Source organism: Streptomyces griseoruber (assembly GCF_001514205.1).
Classification (GTDB): domain Bacteria; phylum Actinomycetota; class Actinomycetes; order Streptomycetales; family Streptomycetaceae; genus Streptomyces; species Streptomyces griseoruber.
Genome location: NZ_KQ948791.1, coordinates 1 through 17554, shown reverse-complemented (window position 1 = coordinate 17554; position 17554 = coordinate 1). Strand labels below are relative to the sequence as shown.

At 70.0% G+C, this 17554-nt stretch carries 19 protein-coding genes and 2 pseudogenes; 9 read left to right on the top strand and 12 right to left on the bottom strand.

Annotated elements, in window-relative coordinates; all coding sequences use genetic code 11:
• Both AQJ64_RS42645 and AQJ64_RS42640 read right to left on the bottom strand, forming a co-directional pair.
• Positions 1-503: MFS transporter (locus AQJ64_RS42645; protein WP_159060346.1), on the bottom strand; the 503-nt coding region annotated here is incomplete at its 3' end.
• A gap of 433 nt (positions 504-936) precedes the next feature.
• Positions 937-3438 (bottom strand): XRE family transcriptional regulator, encoded by a 2502-nt coding sequence (locus AQJ64_RS42640; protein ID WP_059203523.1) that lies wholly within the window; start codon positions 3436-3438, stop codon positions 937-939.
• A gap of 121 nt (positions 3439-3559) precedes the next feature.
• Between AQJ64_RS42640 and AQJ64_RS42635 the strand changes: the two genes are divergently transcribed.
• Both AQJ64_RS42635 and AQJ64_RS42630 read left to right on the top strand, forming a co-directional pair.
• Positions 3560-3757 (top strand): hypothetical protein, encoded by a 198-nt coding sequence (locus AQJ64_RS42635; RefSeq protein ID WP_055631344.1) that lies wholly within the window; start codon positions 3560-3562, stop codon positions 3755-3757.
• 438 nt (positions 3758-4195) lie between these two features.
• Positions 4196-4501, top strand: coding sequence for a hypothetical protein (locus AQJ64_RS42630; RefSeq protein ID WP_059203519.1), 306 nt, complete (start codon positions 4196-4198; stop codon positions 4499-4501).
• Positions 4502-4750: 249 nt separating this feature from the next.
• On the opposite strand, the gene AQJ64_RS42625 is transcribed toward AQJ64_RS42630, so the two are convergent.
• The 5 genes and pseudogenes from AQJ64_RS42625 to AQJ64_RS42605 form a co-directional block, all read right to left on the bottom strand.
• Positions 4751-5416 carry a GmrSD restriction endonuclease domain-containing protein gene (locus AQJ64_RS42625; protein ID WP_079062288.1) on the bottom strand — a complete coding sequence of 222 codons (666 nt, stop codon included), beginning with the start codon at positions 5414-5416 and terminating at the stop codon, positions 4751-4753.
• 154 nt (positions 5417-5570) lie between these two features.
• Positions 5571-6146: a GNAT family N-acetyltransferase gene (locus AQJ64_RS42620; RefSeq protein ID WP_055631346.1), complete on the bottom strand. Its 576-nt coding sequence runs from the start codon at positions 6144-6146 to the stop codon at positions 5571-5573.
• Positions 6143-7228: pseudogene (locus AQJ64_RS51555) on the bottom strand (NsdA family TPR-like regulatory protein); the annotation flags it as partial. The pseudogene AQJ64_RS51555 and the gene AQJ64_RS42620, both read right to left, overlap by 4 nt.
• A pseudogene (locus AQJ64_RS52535) lies at positions 7129-7416 on the bottom strand (SDR family NAD(P)-dependent oxidoreductase); the annotation flags it as partial. The pseudogenes AQJ64_RS52535 and AQJ64_RS51555, both read right to left, overlap by 100 nt.
• Positions 7413-7733: an acyl carrier protein gene (locus AQJ64_RS42605; protein WP_055631860.1), complete on the bottom strand. Its 321-nt coding sequence runs from the start codon at positions 7731-7733 to the stop codon at positions 7413-7415. The pseudogene AQJ64_RS52535 and the gene AQJ64_RS42605, both read right to left, overlap by 4 nt.
• 942 nt (positions 7734-8675) lie before the next feature.
• On the opposite strand from AQJ64_RS42605, the gene AQJ64_RS42595 reads away from it, so the two are divergent.
• Complete coding sequence (locus tag AQJ64_RS42595) at positions 8676-9134, top strand: PPOX class F420-dependent oxidoreductase (RefSeq protein WP_055631858.1); 459 nt, start codon at positions 8676-8678, stop codon at positions 9132-9134.
• A gap of 21 nt (positions 9135-9155) precedes the next feature.
• Here AQJ64_RS42595 and AQJ64_RS47340 read toward each other — a convergent pair.
• Both AQJ64_RS47340 and AQJ64_RS42580 read right to left on the bottom strand, forming a co-directional pair.
• A protein-coding gene (locus tag AQJ64_RS47340; RefSeq protein WP_167738963.1) for an IS5 family transposase occupies positions 9156-10030 on the bottom strand; the annotation gives its coding sequence in 2 pieces (ribosomal slippage) (positions 9156-9683 and positions 9686-10030; 873 coding nt in all).
• 163 nt (positions 10031-10193) lie between these two features.
• On the bottom strand, positions 10194-10502 hold the full coding sequence (locus tag AQJ64_RS42580; protein WP_055631856.1) for a DUF6300 family protein: 309 nt from the start codon (positions 10500-10502) through the stop codon (positions 10194-10196).
• 130 nt (positions 10503-10632) lie between these two features.
• On the opposite strand from AQJ64_RS42580, the gene tpg reads away from it, so the two are divergent.
• The 6 genes from tpg (at position 10633) to AQJ64_RS51545 (ending at position 13679) form a co-directional block, all read left to right on the top strand.
• Positions 10633-11226 carry a telomere-protecting terminal protein Tpg gene (tpg, locus tag AQJ64_RS42575; RefSeq protein WP_055631855.1) on the top strand — a complete coding sequence of 198 codons (594 nt, stop codon included), beginning with the start codon at positions 10633-10635 and terminating at the stop codon, positions 11224-11226.
• A 103-nt stretch (positions 11227-11329) separates the two neighbouring features.
• A complete protein-coding gene (locus AQJ64_RS42570) occupies positions 11330-12079 on the top strand; it encodes a hypothetical protein (RefSeq protein ID WP_206189611.1) in 750 nt (249 codons plus the stop codon).
• A 567-nt stretch (positions 12080-12646) separates the two neighbouring features.
• Positions 12647-12880, top strand: a complete 234-nt coding sequence (locus AQJ64_RS42565; RefSeq protein ID WP_055631854.1) for a hypothetical protein — start codon at positions 12647-12649, stop codon at positions 12878-12880.
• On the top strand, positions 12880-13143 hold the full coding sequence (locus tag AQJ64_RS42560; protein WP_055631853.1) for a hypothetical protein: 264 nt from the start codon (positions 12880-12882) through the stop codon (positions 13141-13143). The genes AQJ64_RS42565 and AQJ64_RS42560 overlap by 1 nt, the downstream gene beginning before the upstream one ends.
• A gap of 17 nt (positions 13144-13160) precedes the next feature.
• Positions 13161-13337, top strand: a complete 177-nt coding sequence (locus AQJ64_RS51550) for a hypothetical protein (protein ID WP_240512461.1) — start codon at positions 13161-13163, stop codon at positions 13335-13337.
• 33 nt (positions 13338-13370) lie between these two features.
• Positions 13371-13679, top strand: coding sequence for a hypothetical protein (locus AQJ64_RS51545; protein WP_240512460.1), 309 nt, complete (start codon positions 13371-13373; stop codon positions 13677-13679).
• Between the two features lie 910 nt (positions 13680-14589).
• Here AQJ64_RS51545 and AQJ64_RS50345 read toward each other — a convergent pair.
• The 3 genes from AQJ64_RS50345 to AQJ64_RS42540 all read right to left on the bottom strand — a co-directional run bounded on the left by AQJ64_RS50345 (position 14590) and on the right by AQJ64_RS42540 (position 16402).
• Entirely contained in the window at positions 14590-15090 is a 501-nt protein-coding gene (locus tag AQJ64_RS50345; protein ID WP_240513023.1) for a hypothetical protein, read from the bottom strand.
• Positions 15091-15272: 182 nt separating this feature from the next.
• Complete coding sequence (locus AQJ64_RS42545) at positions 15273-15758, bottom strand: hypothetical protein (protein WP_055639152.1); 486 nt, start codon at positions 15756-15758, stop codon at positions 15273-15275.
• Positions 15755-16402: a helix-turn-helix domain-containing protein gene (locus tag AQJ64_RS42540; RefSeq protein ID WP_055639153.1), complete on the bottom strand. Its 648-nt coding sequence runs from the start codon at positions 16400-16402 to the stop codon at positions 15755-15757. The genes AQJ64_RS42545 and AQJ64_RS42540 overlap by 4 nt, the downstream gene beginning before the upstream one ends.
• Positions 16403-17554 lie beyond the last annotated feature (1152 nt).

Here is a 17554-nt window from a genome sequence, read left to right as displayed (position 1 = left end):
TTCAGGAGGGCGTTTGCCGCGTGCCGGGCCTCGGCCGGCACCACTTCCTTGACGATGCCGCCCGCGGCCGGGGTGAAGAATGCCGCCGCGGCACCGCAGATCCCGGACATGAGCACCAGGTGCCACACCCGGGCCGTGCCGGACCACAGCAGCATCGCGGCCAGGCCCTCGGCGAGCGCGCACGCGACGTTGGACCACACCATGACCCGGGCGCGCGGGAGCCGGTCGGCGACGACCCCGCCCACCAGGAGCAGAAGGATCTGGGGTGCGACGCTCGCCGCCAGGACCAGGCCGAGCGCGCCCGCTCCCCCACCGATGTGCAGCACTGCGAAGGCGAGCGCGATCGGCGAGACCGCCGATCCGGTCCACGACAGCACCCGTGCGGTGAAGTGCAGCCGGTACGGGCGGACCGCGAGGGGCGCCCCCGCCTCCCGGACGCGGGCCGCCCAACCAATCCGTGGACCAGCCCCCGCCGTCCAGTTCAGCAGCCGCGCTTTCCGCAAGATCCAACTCCGCCCAGGAACAACGAAATCCCGGCGGCGAGACGCCACCGGGAAGGCTGCCCCGACTCTAGGACACAAGAAAGATCGTCTGCCGCAGACGCAACAGCCCGCACCTGGAGAACCGCGATCCCGCCCTCAACCCGCAGCGACTCCGATCACAGCCGACCGGCGGAAGCGCCGAAAGAGACAGCATCCGCCAGTCGAGCACGCCCGTTATCACCCCGCCCGGCCGCAATGTTGGGGACGACGAAGGCCTCGACCAGGTACCCGCCCGTGAATTCGACGAGGAACTGGACCTGGACGTCGACTGGCTGAAGGGGGAGACCTGCTGTGGGCGGTCGACCAGGGAGAGCCGTCCATACGCACGAGTGCGCCTGCGCCGGTGGTTGGGGTTCCGGTGAGAACTCTGTCCCAGCCGCAAGGGGCGGGGTCCCTACGACGTGCCCGGCGGTACGTGTCTGCTCAGCTCAACCGACACGGACGGTTGCCAGGGAGATGTCGGTGTGCCGTCCGGGTCCAGGCCGTGAGGCCACAACCTGCCGAGGATTTCCAACATCTCGGCCATGTACAGGGCGCTGGTGTCGCCGTGGTCGGCGGCCTGCCGGTAGAGGTCCTCGGCGCCGCCCCGGTCCCCGGCCTCCTCCCGCCTCCGGGCCATGTCGTACAGGGCGCTGATGTGGCCTTGGTTGGCGGCCTGCCGGGCCAGGTTCTCGGCGCCGTCCCGATCCCCGGCCTCCTCCCGCCTCTCGGCCAGGCGGACCAGGGCGCTGGTGTCGCCGTGGTCGGCGGCCTGCCGGTAGAGGTTCTCGGCGCCGTCCCGGTCCCCGGCCCGCTCCCGCCTCTCGGCCAGGCGGACCAGGGCGCTGGTGTCGCCGTGGTCGGCGGCCTGCCGGTAGAGGTTCTCGGCGCCGTCCCGGTCCCCGGCCCGCTCCCGCCTCCTGGCCAGAAGGACCAGGGCGCTGGGGTTGCCGTGGTCGACGACCTGCCGGGCCAGAGCCTCAGCGCCGTCCCAGTCCCCAGCGTGCTCCCGTATCAGGGCCAGGTGGTACAGGGCGCCGGGGTCGCCATCGTCGGCGACCTGCCGGGCCAGAGCCTCGGCACCGTCCCGGTCCCCGGCCCGCTCCCGCATCGCGGCCAGAAGGACCAGGGCGCCGGTGCGGCCGTGGTCGACAGCCTGCCGGGCCAGGTCCTCGGCGCCGTCCCGGTCCCCGGCCTGCTCCCGCCTCCGGGCCAGGCGGTACAGGGCGTTGGGGTTGCCGTGGTCGGCGGCCTGCCGGTACAGGTCCTCGGCGCCGTCCCAGTCCTCGGCCCGCTCCCGCATCCGGGCCAGAAGGACCAGGGCGCCGGTGCTGCCGTGGTCGGCGGCCTGCCGGTAGAGGTCCTCGGCGCCGTCCCGGTCCCCGGCCCCCTCCCTCAACTCGGCCAGGCGGACCAGGGCGCCGGTGTGGCCGTGGTCGGCGGCGTGTTGGCGGAGGTGGTGGGCCCATTGCAGGCGGTACCGGTTCTCGGCGGCTGCGGCGAGGTTGTTGAGGTCGGCGGAGTGGGTGAGGTGGGTGTGGGCGGCGTGCCAGAAGGATGCGGGCGGGCACAGGTGGCGGCGGTGGGTGCGGCCGTGCTGTTCGAGGTAGTCGGCGAGCCGGAACACCGGGCCCTTGGGCAGCGGCATGGTGGTCCCGGCGCCGGTGGTGGGGGTGGGCGGGCGTCGTGGGGGTCGGGGGGTGGTGCGGCGCAGGGGTGCTTGCTTGCCGTGGACCTGCTCGGCGAGTTCGGCGTAGGCCTGCTCGGCCCAGTCGTCGGCGAGCTGGTCGTAGTCGTCGTCGCTGAGGTAGTCGGGGGCTGCGTCGGTCAGGAAGGCCTGCGGGAGGTGAAGGCCTACGCCGAGTCGGCGGGCGTCCATCGCGGCTTCCAGCAGTGCGCGGGCGGCGGGCTGGCGGGGCTGTTCGTAGCGGCGCAGGAGTTCGGGGGCTCCGGCCAGGTCCTGGGTGATCCGGCCAGCGTCCCGGTTGCGGGTGAGGGCGTCGGCCAGCAGAACGTCGCCGTTCTCGGCAAGAGCCGTGGCATCGGCCAGGGCCTTGGTGTCGAACGCGTCGGGGACGCTCGCCGTGTGGCCGGCCAGCAGTTCCCGCACCCGGCTGTACGGATCATCCCCGCCCGGTTCGGGCAGGGTGGCGTAGTCGTGGGCGTACTTGGGCCACAGCGTGCCCAGCACCAGGACCGGGCCGCGCTGCTCGTCGATCAGCAGCCGGTGCACGGCCGCCGCGATCCGCTCGCCGAACCTCGGGTCGCCGAGGTAGTGCTGTGCCTCGTTCAGCCACACCACCGTCCGCGGCCCGACCCGGTGCAGGTCCTCCAGCGCGGCTTCGGCACGGCTCGGGTCGAAGGGATGCCACAACCGCCACGCCTTCTCGGCGAGCGGCTGCACGGCCTGCCAGCATGCCCGGGTCTTGCCCGTCGAGGAGGTCCCCACCAGGACCACGATCCCGCTGCGGCCTGCTGAGGCCGCAGCGACCGCGTCGGCCAGCACCTGGTCATGCTCGCGTCGCACGTACCCGGGCAGTACCCGCACGCCTTCGGCGCCCGACGTGCTCTTGCCGGGGCCTGCGGGATGGACTTCCAACTCATGCGGCTCCCATTGCCCGATCGGTCGACCCAGCCCCGACACGTCGGCCGGCGCCGCGTCCGTCTCCTCGGCCGCGGTCCGCCGTAACTCAAGCAGTTCACCCACCGGCAACTTCAACACACGAGCCAGCGCCGTCACCGTGTCCACCGACGGCACGCCCCCGCGGGATGAGAGTGCCTTCGACACCGTCCCGCGCCCCAGACCCGCGTTCCTGGCGAGCTGCGTCTGATCCAGGCGGGCGCGGGCCCGTTCCTCATCGAGTCTCCTGCGCAGTTCGACCTGTGCGGGACTGCGGCGATCCGGCTCGTTGTGCATGCGATGGTCCCCCGGGGTGATGTGTGCGCCCGTGTCCATCTTCGTCTCAGTCGACCATGACGCACAGCCGTTCCGCGAGCTTCATCCCTGTCAACACCCCACCGTGTCCAGGGAGTCTGCCGTGACCGTCGCTATCGTCCTTCTCGCCGTCGCCGTCGTTCTCATCGTCGCGCTGCTGGCTGCCGTCGGCGCCGGCATGCTGGCCCGTATCGACGGCGCGACCTGGCCGACGGCCCTCACCCGCGCCGCCGGCGCCTTCACCGCCGTCCTCGCCCTCGCCGCCGCTGTCACCACGGCCCTCTCCCCCTTCCGCACCTGACACCAGCCCTCCTCAGCCTCCGAGGGCCCGGTCGAGTAGTTTTGCTCGCCGCTATGATCCGCGTCGTACCGAATGTCAGGTGGCGACCCCCGCTTTCGTACCCTGTAGAAACCGGCCGAGCAGCGCCTGCCGCAGTCATCTCGTTGAACGTGAAAGGCAGACATGACCCGCCGGTCCCTTCCTGTCATAGCCGCCTGCGCGGCCGCGCTCCTTGCCGCCGGCTGTAGCGGCCGAGCCCCTCAGCCTGCTGCGGCAGCCCCCACAGTCACGGTCACTCAGACCATCGCGCTCACCCCCACCCCGACAGCTGTAGTCAGCCGTACTTCGGCCACCCCCGCACCGTCTGTCACCTCGGCGCCCGTGCCGGTCCCGGCGCGCACTCCGCAGGGATCGGTCGCTCTGACCGAATGGCACGACGGCGACGCGACGAACAAGTGCGTGAACGTCATGACCGTCTACGAGAACCGCTCCGACACCGCGGTAATCTCCATCACCCAGAAGTTCCAGACCTTGTACACGCCCAAGCACGCCGACGGCGAGTACCCCGACGACGTGGACGGCCCGGTCAAGACGCTCGCGCAGGACGCAGGCATCGCTCCATACGGGACCAGGACCCTGTACTGGCAGGTGTGCACGCCCGAGCTGGCCTCCAAACAGAACCCAGTTCCGCTGGACGGCACTGACTCGTTCATGTCCGAGATCAGCGCCCAGCCTCGTGCCACCGCCTGGGACTGGGCACAGTAGATCCCCCGGTTTGTGGCTGGTGACGATCCTGCTGGCTCACTCGGTCATGCGGCGGGGGAGAGGCCGAGGCCGGCAAGGTGGCTGACGCAGGTGCGGTTGAGCGGGTGGCCGTTCCATCAGGCATCGAGATCCAACGAGCAGCCAGCCCCGCCGGGCACGGAATAGGCCAGGAGGATCGGTGACAGAGTTCTTACTGACGCCTCGAGAGCCGCCATACGCATGAGTGCGCCTGCGCTGACGGTTGCGAGTTCAGCGGGCGAGTGTGACCGTGATCGGCTCGTCGGGGCACGTGGCGAGGCGCTGGGCGAGGGCGGTCTGCTCGGCGGGGTCGATGGTGAGGCGGTAGCGGGTTTTGTCGGCGACCCAGTCGGTGACGTATTGGCACCAGTAGCCGGCGTACGGCGGCAGCCAGGTGGAGGGGTCCTGGTCGGCCTTCGAGCGGTTGGAGGCCGCGGACACCGCGATCAGGGCGCGGGGGTCGTCGAGGTCGTTGGCGTAGAGCTCGCGCTCCTTCGCGGTCCAGGCGGAGGCGCCGGAGTCCCATGCCTCGGCCAGCGGGACGAGGTGGTCGACGTCGAGACTGCGGGCGGCGTCGAAGTACCGGTCGTCGTAGGCGGAGTACCAGAGCCCGCCGGTCAGCGTGCAGCTCGGGCCGATTTCGGGGGTGGTGACGGCTTCCTCGAGGAGGACCTCGGCTCGGGTGTTGCACGAGTCTCGGTCGGCGTCGGTCCAGTGCTTGAACTTGTCGCGGGTGTAGCCGGTGCGGGACTCGTCCTGGACGACCAGTGCGGCCAGGGCGTCGCGAACGGGCAGGGTGATCGTCTCGCCGGGGCATGCCGGTGCGGCGTGGCGGCGTGGGCGGTGGTCGGGGCGAGCAGGGCGGCGAGCGCGGAGAGCGCGGCGGCCGCCGCGCATCCGGTGGAGGTGAGGCGCACGAACGGGTCCTTCCGAAAGAGCACGAGCATTCGTGATCTTCGTAGTGGTCGTGTCGGCGCGGTGCCCGCGACGCAGCCCGGGGTTCACCCACCCGGCGAGCAAGTCACATGATCGCTTTACGGGAACCGGGCCATCAGGCCAGCGCGATCTGGAGGAGCAGCAGGTCGTACACCGGCCCGCCGGGCTCGTTGCGGTACGGCCCCGCGTACCGGTAGCCGAGCCGGTCGTACAGGGTGCGCCCGGCGGTGTTGTCGGGGCGGACCAGCAGTGACGCCCACTCGGGGTTGATCGCTGTGAGGAGGGCTGTGTGCAGGCGGGTGCCGATGCCCTGGCCCTGCCAGGCCGGGGTGACAGCGAGTTCGCACAGCCCCATCAGGCGGCCGGCGCGGACGTGTTCGGGGATCTGCGGCAGCAGCTCGGCGCCGAACCAGTACTCGGGCGTGCAGGGGAAGGCGTACCCGAAGCCGATCATCAAGCCGTGCGCGTACGCCGCGACCAGGGTGAAGCCCTCCTGGTGGTTGCGGAGATGGCCGAGGACCTGGCGGCGCAGCGCGGGCACGGACAGGCCGTCGGTGGAGGCGCCCGGGGTGTCCACGATCTCCGGGTGCGCGTCCGCCCAGAGGTCGGCGATCGTGTCGACCAGCGGCGCGACCTGGCCGGGCCCGTAGGTGCGGATCACGACGTCAGTGCGGGTGCGGGGGGTGGTCACGCCCGTCCTCCTCCGGTGGTGGTGATGGAGCGGTACTCCTCGAACCAGTCGGCGACCGCGGGGACGCGGCTGTGCCGCTGGAGTGCGCCCGCGACGTCGTGCAGCGACTGCAGCAGCCGGTCGGAGCGCACCTCGGGGAGGTAGGCCAGGACCCGGCCCGCGGCGTCGGCCGCGACCTCCGGCTCGGGCCGGTCCCTCACCGCATGGTGGATGGCGATGTCCGCCGTGTACAGGGCAGAATTCCTCGCAAAGGCACCACCGTGGAGCAGGACGGCCTGCTCGGCGCCCGCGGCGGCGCGTTCGTGCTGGCCGAGAGCGGCGCGGGCCAGGGACTCCAGACCGGCCAGTTCACCGGGTGCGTAGAAGCCCAGCCACACCGGGTCGGCGTCGGCGGGCCCCCGGGAGTACAGGCGGTGGGCCTGCACGATCGCCCGGTCGGTCGCGCCGGCGTCCCCCGACAGGGCCCACCCTCCGGCCTCGCGCATGTGGAACAGGCTCAGCAGACGGGCAGAGCCGAGGCCACGGGCGACGGTCTGCGCGCCCTGCGCGGCGACGATGGCCTCACGCGGCCGACCCTGGGCCTTGGCCAGCAGGCTCAGGCAGCCGAACGCGTGCGCCTCCAGCTCCGGATCGTCCGCGATCCGCGCGGCGGCGAGGGCCTCGCCGTACAGCGAGTGGGCGTCCCCCGAGCGGCCGGAGTCGTACGACAGCCAGCCGGCGGCGATCGACAGCGCGCCGACCGCAGAGCGCAGCCGCGCCTCCGTCTTCGCGCTGTACGTGCCGTTCTGCAGCCACCGGTAGGCGGTGTGCAGGGACTCGGAGGCCGCCCGGCGGACCTGGGCCGATCCGTGGTCGTGGTCCCTCGCGTACAGCGTTGCCACGGCCTGGGTGACCGCCCGCACGTGGGTCGCACCGACCTTCCCCGGGGCCTTGTTGTCGCGGCCGAGAGGAACGTGCCCACCACGTTGGTGCGCAGGACCCGTTCGAGCGTGGCGACGGGCGTCGTCATGGCCAGGTTCATGGAGGCGACACCAGCGTTGTTCACCAGGACGTCCAGTCGGCCGTGGCGCGTGCGGATCTGCCGGAACAGCCGTTTGACCGCGGGCTCGTCGGCCACGTCGAGGCAGACGTGGGTGTAGTGCTCGTCCTCCAGGTCACTGGGCTGCCGGCTGCATCCGTAGGTGTACCAGCCGCGCCGGGCGAAAGTCTCCGCCAGATGCCGGCCGATTCCCTTGCGTGAACCCGTGATGAGGATGATCCGGTCGCTCATCCCGCCTCGCTGACGGGAGCCTCCGTGGCAACCACATCAGTCACGTATGTCACCAGTGAGCCAACCGAACGAAACGGGCTGTTGCGCTGCGAAAGCGCCTTGTCATTGACGAGCGAGACGGAGACCGAGAATTCCTCCTCAAGCCTAACTTCGGTCTCGGCCAGCAATTCCACCAGTCCGAGAGAATCGAGTCGGCCATCCACTCCGAACAACGTGACCTCCGGCGCCTTTTCCAGCGCCGCACCGGGCGGCAGCCCCTCGTTGACGACGTCGATGGCCTCATGGACGAGTCGCAAAATGATCGCTTCACGCGTCATGTGCTGGAAGCACCTTTCTCACATGCACCGCCGCAGGTCACCGGGTGAGGGGGCTGCTTGACCGTGTACAGCACAACATCGATGCGGGCAGGGACACCAGGAAGAAGAACGGGACGAAGTACCGGAAGAACCACCGGAACAAACCGAGATCGACGCCGCCGTACAGGAGTGCCGAGGCTGCGTCGCAGACACCGGCCCCAACGGCCGCCCGCTCGCGTGTGACGAGCCGCCGTAGTTGGCACCCGAGCGCCCCTGTGACCAGCACACATGCCAACCGTGCTGCGGAGCGGATCGCTCGATTAGGCGGTTTTGTTGGCACTTTGGTACAGCCGGTCGCCGGTCGCGTTACCTTCGACCAGGAGGGCTTCGCGAGTGGCGATCTTGATGCCATCTACCGCGCTTAGGTGCCAACTACGGCGCCTCGTCACACTCCAGCAGCCAGGCGTACGCGTCGCGGGGGTCTGTACGCTCACCGGCCCTGTCTCACTTTCGGCCCTGTCTCACATCCGGCGGTGACAGAACGTCACCGTTTTTTGAGGTGTACGGTCCGAGCCCCGGGGAGGCCAGTCGCAGACGCGTCGTCGAGGTAGGCGTGAACGGTGTCGACAGTCGCTTCACCCATGCTGGACTGGCGGCATTACCGTCAGTCACCGCAGCTACTTAACGTCACCACCGGATGTGAGACAGGGCCGCTCGCTTTACAGACCCCCATCTGCAGCAGAGCGTCGGCTGATCACTCAGTTGCCCTCAGAGACACTCCAACCAGCGATAGCACCACAGCTGTTGCACTAGCTAGAGTTCGACCACGAGTGGCTGAGCTGCACAAACCCGAGGTGCGCACCACTACGACAGCCTCACTCCCCTAGGGCCTGTTGCGAAAGTGGGGGATGGGGCTCACAGTGTCCACGAAATTGTTGGACGGCTACGGATGTTGATCACGTCATGACTCAAGGACCAGCGCCTCGCCCACTGTCCGACGAAGCCCTCTCCAACCTGCTTGGCAAGCAGCAGTTCGGCACGCTCGCCACCGTCAAGCGCAGTGGCCATCCCCACCTCACCACCATGCTGTACAGCTGGGACTCCGAGGCCCGCATCGTGCGGTTCTCAACGACGGCCGACCGCATCAAGGTCGGGCACCTACGGCGCGATCCGCGTGCCTCGCTGCATGTGCAGGGCGGCGACGTGTGGTCGTTCGCCGTGGCCGAAGGCGAGGCCGAGGTCTCGGAGATCACGACGGTTCCTGGCGATGCGGTTGGTCGGGAACTGCTCGGAATGATCCGGCAGGCCGCGAAGCCGGAGGGCGAAGACGCGTTTCTGGAGCAGTTGGTTGCCGAGCGCCGAGTGGTCATCCGGTTGAAGGTGGACCGACTGTACGGAACAGCACTCGACATCAACGGCTAGGACGAATCAGTTCCGTGCTGGTCACAGCCACTCGTTGATGGCTGCGACCAGCACGGTCGCGTGATAGCGGACGGCGAGTTTGTCGTACCTCGTGGCGACCGCGCGATGGCGTTTCAGTCGGTTGATCCCGCATTCGACAGCGTGCCGCTGCTTGTAGTCGCCCTTGTCGAACTTCGGCGGGCGGCCACCGCGGGAACCGAGCTTCTGGCGGTTGCGGATCTGGTCGGCCTTCTCCGGGATGGTGCACCGCACGCCGCGTCTGCGCAGGTAGGCGCGGTTCGCGCGCGAGCCGTAGGCCCGGTCGGCGCGGACCGTGTCCGGCCGGGAGCGTGGTCGGCCCGGCCCGATTCGGGGCACGCGGATGGCGTCCAGGACCGGCTGGAACTGGGGGCTGTCGTGCCGCTGGCCGGCGGTGACGAGCAGGGACAACGGCTTCTGTCCCTGCTCGACCGCCATGTGCAGCTTGGTGGTCAGCCCGCCGCGTGAGCGTCCGAGGCCGTGGTCGTCGGGCTCTACATCGACGCCGCCGGGAGGTTCCTTCTGCAGGTCCCCCTTTTACGCGCCCCGGCGGCGTGCTGGTGGGCTCGGGCGATGGTGGAGTCCACGCTCACATCCCAGGTGATCAGGCCCTTCGCGTCAGCTTCGGCCTGCAGTTGCTCCAGGATGCGCTTCCAGGTGTCGTTGCGCTGCCAGCGCCGGAACAGGTCGTAGACCCGGTCCCACGGTCCATACCGCTCGGGTATGTCCCGCCACGGGGCCCCGGTCCTGGTCCGCCACCTTATGCCGTCGACCAGCTGCCGACGCGTCCAGGTCCGCGGACGGCCCGGCTTCTTACCAACCGGCAACAAGGCTTCCAAGCGGGCCCACTGGCCGTTCGTCAGATCACCAAGCCCCACAGACGGCGATCATCTACGACCTTGATCCACTTTCGCAACAGGCCCTAGAGAAGCCGGGGTAGTCGTACGTTGTCGCCACGGCCCAACAGTAGTTCGACCCGGCGGCCGTACTGCCCGTACGACGCGGCGGCACTACGCGCCCGCAGCTTCTGCCGATGACGGCTCAGGGCTGGTCGGGAGGGGCGTCCTGCAAGTACCAGCCGTGGGTGGCCATGCACTCCTTCGTCCACTCCATCAGCAGGTGTGAACCCTCCGTGACGCGGCTCTCGTCATGACCGCCACGGTCGGCGAACCACTGCACGAGAAGGCCGGCCGCCGGACGGTCCACGTCTCCGGTGTCGCACACCATGCACAGCTCCAGGTGGATCGGCCGCCCGTGTTTGTCGTCGTGCGGCGCCACCCCGCTCATAATGAGGTCGCCCCGGCAGCGCGAACACTGCGGCAGCCGGTCGGAAAGCCTGAGCAGATCCATGGCCAGTCCCCTTGCTCTGGACGTGGCCCTCCACCCAAGACCCGCTGATCTACGCCGTCAACCCCTCCCGCAACGGTGGGGCGCCCGGGCACGGAATCTGTCCACAGGGGAACGGGTGTCTGCTGAAGGAATGATCGACAGCGACGACACGCAGCCGCCGGCCCCGCGCCGCAACAGGGTCCTGGACGCCCTCAAGCGGGCGGAGCGCAAGGTGTTCACCCGGCCCGCGCCGAAATCCGCAAAGGCCCAGATCGAATTCCTCTACACGCGCGCCAAGCGGTCGACGAAGGCCCTCGCCGAACAGCTGGGCGTCTCGACCCGCACCGTACAGCGCTACCGCGCCGGGCAGCAGACGAAGCCTCAGAAGAGGCTCCAGGCGGCCCTGGTGGAGGAGACTGAATCACAGTGGCAACCGCAGGTCAGGGAGCAGGCGCGGGAGCGAGCGGCGACCTCCAGCGGCATGATGGTGGAGGTGACGGCCTACTTCGGATTCACCTGCACGGTCAGCTCGGACGACGGCCGCGAGCGCACCATCACCACGCCGATCTCGCCCACCTACGCCGCGCAGATCCTCCAGCTCCAGGAGGCAGGTGCGACAGAGGAAGACCTGCATCCGATCGTCGCTGAGGCCATCACCGAGTCGTATTTCACGGAGTGGGGCACCCGTGCCGACGGCCTCCGAGCGGATTTCACGCACGTGCGGTCGATAGATTTTGAGTTCTGACCACCCAGAATTCAGGGCCTGCTATAAACCTTATTCGCGGGCCGTCGCACAGCGCTCTGGCGGCGGTCCGCTCCGAATCCGCACCACGAATGCGAGGCCGAAGATGACCACGCCCCGGCGCACCTTGCGCCGACCGCTCGCCCCGCTGGCCGCGCCCCGCGAGCCGGTCGACCCCGCCCGCATCGGACGGCGCGTGGTGCGCCGCCGCGCGAGGGGCATGGACGCCGTCGCCGTCGCGCAGGCCCTCGAGGACGCCCGGTTCGACGCACGGCAGGACTCGCGGCACGAGCACCTGGCCGAAGACGAACGCGGTCGCGCGGAGCTCGCGGAGTGGGAGCGCATCGACCAGCTGCTCGCCGTCGCGGCCCCGAACGCCGTCTACGACCCGGACTCCGACGACGTCGTCCAGGCCGAGCTCGCCGCCGACGCCGCGGCCGCCGCCGCCCGGGAAGCCGAGATCCGTGAGGCCGCCTGGGTCGCGGCCCGCGCCGATGAGCTCCAGGCGCTGCGCGAGCTGGGCACGCTGGAGCAGACCGAGCCCCGTACCGGGGACGAAGCCGTCCGCGACGAACTGACCCGGCGCGCGGGCGGGTACGTCCAGGCCGACGTCGACGCCTGGCTCGCGCACGCCCTGGCCGCGCACCTCGGGCACTACCGCGACCCGGCCGCCCGCGAGGCCGCGGCCGGCCTTCTCACCCCGCCGGTCCTCGCGCACGCCGCGGTGCTCGTCGAACTCGCCCGCCTGGTCCCCGGCGTCGACGTCGGCCAGCTGGCGTTCGCGGCCCGGCTCGCCACCACCGAACCCGAAGCTGTTGGTGACCTCGCCGTGTTCCTCGCTCGCGTCCGGTCGTAGCGCAGTATTCGCACGGTCCGCTCCGGTGCTCTCCGGCCTCGCCCGTGATCACCGAGGGTGGCTGTCACGCTGTCACGCTCACCCGTGTCACGCGCCCCGATCCGGTTGTCACGTTGGGGTGTCACGTTGGCGGTTCGGCCCGGAACCACGGGCCCGCCCCCCGGATTCGGGCCACACGTCGATCAGCGTGACACCCTTCCCGGAGCGACTACGGTCCGCATCCGGATGGGATCCCTCGCCCGCCTGAACAGTCCGGCCGATCTGTGTCATCTGTGTCATCGACCCCCGGTTTCCCCAGGTGGACACGCTCGCTGTGTCACTGTTCAGCTGATCTGTGTCATCGGGAGGCGGGCCGGTCCCAGGACCCAGCAGCGCTCCCAGAATCTGGGTCCCTGGGTCCCGGGACCGGTGTTTTCCCTGGTGGCCATGGAACGGGTCGGAAGCTGGGTCCACCTGGGTCCTGAGTCCCGCACCCTCGTACGAGCCGGTTCGTCCGGAGTGGTCCCCAGGGCCCCAGGCGGCCGATACCGTTGGAGCAGACGCCAGTTCTGCCCTCTGGAGCCCTCGATGAGCGAACAGCCGGCCACCGCCGACCACGCCCGGCAGCAGCTGGAGCCCGCGGCCGCCGACGGGTTGCGCGCGTACGCGGCTCAGACCCGCGAGAAGGCCGACCAGTTCGCCGCCGTCCTGGAGGACATCGCGACCAACGGTCTGCCCGCAGTGGAGGACTGCACGCCGTGGGAGGAACTGCGCGAGGCCCACCTCGCCCGGCTCGCAGCCCAGCGCCCGGCCGTCGCCTGATGGCCCCGCAGCGCCGCGCCCGGATCGCCTTCTCCGACTCCGCCGCCAAGCAGCTGGAGAACATCACCAGCGAGGCGGCAATCCACGCCCTGGACCGCGCCCTGGTCGTCATCTCCGTCGACCCCGACATCGGTGAGCCGATCCCCGGCGACGCCTCCGGCCCGCAGCTGCGCCAGTACGCCGACGAAGTCGAGCGCGTACGCCTCCTGTACTGGGTCACGGCGCTGCGCACCGTGGTGGTCGTCGCGTACATCGAAGTCTGAGCAGCGAAGGAGCCGCAGTGCCGTCCATCGTCCAGGAGCTCTCCGGTCACCGCGATCTCGGCGCGCTGCGCACGGTGGTGGAGTGCCCCTTCAAGGCCACCGTGCTCCGCGAAGGCCCGGCGCAGGACTCCGGTCCGGGCGCGGCCTGGCTCGCGTACCTGTGCCCTGTTCACGCCGTGGACCTGGACGGGTAGCCCGGCACCGCGGACCACACCGACGACGGCACGATGCCGTGCGGCACCGTGCTCGACTTCCGCTCCGGCGAACAGCTCCTCCAGTCGCACGCCGACCTGTGGCTGACGTCCCTGACCGGCGTCGACCCGGCCGCGTACGGCGGTGTGTGGTCCGAGGTCCTGGAGCAGGCCGACCGCGTGCTGGTGGCCCGGGTCGAAGAGGCTTCGGCCGCCGGCGAGGAGAGCCTGCTGGAGAGCATGCTGGTGATGACGGACGTGGCTCGGAAGGCCGCCGCCAGGGGCGACCTCGGGGTGGCGACGACATCCCTCGCGTACTGCGAAACCCTCGCCTCGCGCCTGTAGCCGCGGCCGCGCCGCACGTCCGCTCCGGTCTTGCACCCATCAGCCGGCTGCCGTTTCCGGGGCGCGGCTGGTGCTGCGCCACCGGCTCCCGCGGGCCCGGCCCGAGGATGGCCGTTGCACCCCAATGTAGGTAGGTACTTGTAGTACCTACCTGCGGGTTGTTCTTCCTTCCCCCTGAGAGCAGAGCTCGCAGCGGGAACCGATCATCTGCCCTCGCCTGTGACCACGGACCGCCGCCAGCATCCCGGCGCGCATGATCCTTCCCGGCCATCTACGGCCGCCTGCGGAGTTCTGCGGCCCTCCGGGCTCCCGAGCGGCGATCAAGGCCACCGGAGGCGCTCACAGCGCCGTACAGCGCTTCCGGAGGCCGGAGGGTGCCGCTGATGCCTTGGAGCCGCGATCGTCTCGCCGCCGTCTCGCTGCGGTTCCCGGCTGTCCCCGGACCGAGCTCTGCTCTCAGGGGGAAGGGATTACCTACCCGCACAGAACCTCTATCTGTACTAACCACTATTGGGGTGCAACGCCGGTGTCGATCGGCCCCGTCGCGCCGGGTGCCGGCGCTTCCGGTGAAGTCCGCCGTTGCTGCAGCCGGATGCACGCCGACTGCGCGTTGCAGTCCCTTGCACCCTTCCCGGCCTGCACGGAGCAGCAGCCGGCTGCTGCTCCTGGTGGTGAAGGGTGCAAGGCCGGTTGGTGCTCGGGGTCGGGGACTTGTGACGCAGATTCGCACGACCCGGGCGGCGCAAGGGTGCTGCACGAGCAGCAGGCCCGCCCAGCCGGAGTAGCAGCTGCGCGCTGCACGGCCGTGCTGCAGCAGTCGGGCGCCCGTTGCTCCGGGGCGAGCAGCAGGGCTGCGGACCCGTCCCGGCGGGTGCATAAGTTCGCAGATCTGCGATGTTCCGCGCGAGATCTATGCACAGCTGCTGCATGCAGCGTGTGAGCCCTGAGCAGTCGTCGGTTGTTCTGCTGCTCCAGAACAAGCCGGTTTACCTGGTGCTACCGCCCGCCCGTTGCTAGCCGTCCGACCGCTGCCGCGCGAGCACGCCCGCAGCGCGCAGCCGAAGAACACGTCGACGTCGACGCTGGAGTCCCGGCGCGTGATCTCGTACAGCGCCTTCGTCGCTTCGAAGGCGGCCACGACGGGGAGAGTGGGCTCCTGGTGCGACTCGGTTTCCACGTCCAGGTGGTGGGCGAAGCCGAAGTGGTGGGTCCGGTCTCGTTCCGCATCCACCACGCGATGGTGCGCCTTGCGGGCCGCCTCGAACCATCGCGCCGCGTCGTCCGTGCCCAGGGCGTTGAAGACGATCCCGAAGAACGGGGTCACCTGCTCCGCGCTCGCGGGCCAGCCGTCGGTGGGCGAGCCGAAGCGGTTGCCCAGCTCCTGGGTGAAGTGGAGGCCGAAGTTGTGCATCACGCCTCCACTCGTACCGCGTAGGCCGGCGCTCGGGCGGGCGGCGCGCGGCGCCACGTCCCGGGAACGCCCGTGCGGGCCGTCCTGCCTGCGGAGTTCCCCTCCACTCGACCACGAGAACGGCGCCGCACCAGGGGTGCAGCGCCGTGTTGCCCGGCCGGGCGGGCGGCCGGGCGGCCGGGTCAGTGGACGCGCTTGAGGCGGGTCGTCTTGTTGATGGGCGTGACGTTGCCCTTGGCCTTGGCTTCGGCCTTACGGGCCTTCTCGTCCAGGTGGAGCTGGAAGCGGCGCTCGTACTCGTCTTCGAAGTCGCCGACATCCAGTCGCATGTCCCGGGGGAGCGCCTTGACGGCTCGCTGCTGTTCGCGGGGGTCGTTGAACGCGGCGATCATCGGGTGGAGCTGGAAGCGGCCGCGACGGACCACGGTGACGAGCCGGGCGGCGACCAGGTGCGGCATGGCGCGGCTGATCATGCCACGCTCCATCGCGAGGCCGGAGGCGAGTTCGTCGTGCGTGGCGACGACCAGGCCGCCCGGCTCCTGCTCGGTCATCATGTGCAGCAGCAGGGTGTAGGCGGTGGGAGGCAGCCGCGGTACGTACGCGAGACCGTTGAAGCTGCCCCACAGCACGTTGCGGCGCGGAACCCATTCCTCGGCAGCGGACGTCATGACGTGGCCTTCCCTTCCCCATCCGACTCCTTGCGCACTTCCAGTTTCGCGCCGGGAGCGGCCATCGCCCGGAACGCTTCGGGCGCGTCCGGGTCCTCCATGATCTCGCGCAGCAGGTCAAGCTGCTCCACCCTGTCGCTCATACCCGCCTTGGAGCGCTTCTTCTCGCCCTGCCGCGGCTCCCTGAGCCCGCCCCTGAGTGACGCAGCCGGGTTGAGCTGATACAGGCCCCGCTGGAGCCTGCGCAGCGCGCCGTCGGCCTCCAGGACGGTGAAGACGCGGCTGATGTGAGGTCGGCTGTACCCGAGGGCCTCAGCGACGTCCTCGTGCTTGGCCTCGATCAGTCCGCCGGGCTTCTGCGAGCCCATCAGGTGGAACAGCACCACGAGTACGAACCGGTCGCTGTCGTAGCGGACGGCAGCCCAGCGCATGAACTCCAGGCTGTCCATGGAGAACGCCTCGCCGATGAACCCCGTGCTGGAGCCGACCGGGAAGACCTGAGCGGCATGGCCGGCGGGCAACTCGATGGTGGAGCCGGAGGACCGGTTGTAGGCGGTGGGCGGCGGCTTCGGGCGCCGCCGACGACGGGACGGGGCGCCGGGCAGCTTCGGCGCTGCGCTGCCGTCCAGGGGCCCTGAGCTCATGGGGTCGCTGCCTCCTTGATCGTCGTGGTGCCAGAACCATAGCGGAGGACCGTGGCAGTACTGCCACCAAAACGCGGCAGTGCCGACACGAAAGTCACCCGTACCTCAGCCCTGGACTGACCTCCGCTTCCGGATCGGGTCCGAACCCCCTGCTGACGCACCGTGCGCCGTTTCGTGGCAGTGGTGCCACGAAACGATGTTGATCGGTCAGGACCGGCTGACCTCGCGACCGAGATATGTCAGTCCAGGGCTGACGTATCTTTCTGAACTCGGCTCCCTGACCTGCGGAAACGCGCGGCTCTTGCATCTAGAACGTGCGCGCGCGTGATACCGGCTCTCCCCACCATGATCAAGGACCGCCACGCCGTAGGATCTGCCCATCAGCAGCAGCTTCAGAGCCCCCGCCGGCCGGACCCCGTCGTGGCGCGCGCGGCTTCGCGTGCGGGCCCGTCGGCCCCCTGCGGGTCGTGGACGGCAGCAGCGGCTCTGAGTCTCGGGTGGTACCGGCCGTGACGCTCAAAGGCGAGGAAACGCGGCCGGTGCCGGTGTGTGGTTCCGCCGCCCGGCCTTGGGGGCCGTTCGGCTCCGGTACCTCCGCACGCCGGAATTCGAGCTTTCCGATATCTGACGTCCCGTTCTGTGGCTCGGGTCCGCAACTTCCCGATTCGCTATTCCCCGTGTGCGTGGTGGGAAATGAATTCTGAGGGCTGCCCTTCCATCAAAAGCCGCGCCCCGTCCGGGTGGTTGGGGGGTGTCCCATGTTTCCGCCAACGGTACATGCTGCATCAACCTGATGCACGCGCTACACTGGAACCCACACGAACGAGCGACCCCCACCCCTTGTAGCCAGCCCGGCCCGCGTCAGCGGGCCCCAAGGTTCTGGAGGCGCAGCCGGAAGGACCGTCAGGCGGGGGAGCGCAGCGGACCCGCCCCGGGAGTGCGGAGCACTCCCCAACTCCCTTACTGAAGGCCCCACTAGCCGTACCTGACACCCCGCCAGCCACGGCCGCGCGATGCGCGGCCCGCCGGGCGCGCAGCGGCCGGCCCCACCGATCCCTGGAGCGCAGCGGAGGGGATCGCCCGTGCTCCGCACGGGCGAGCGGGAGCGCAGCGACCGCCCCCCTTGCATATCGCGCAGCGATATGGTACCCG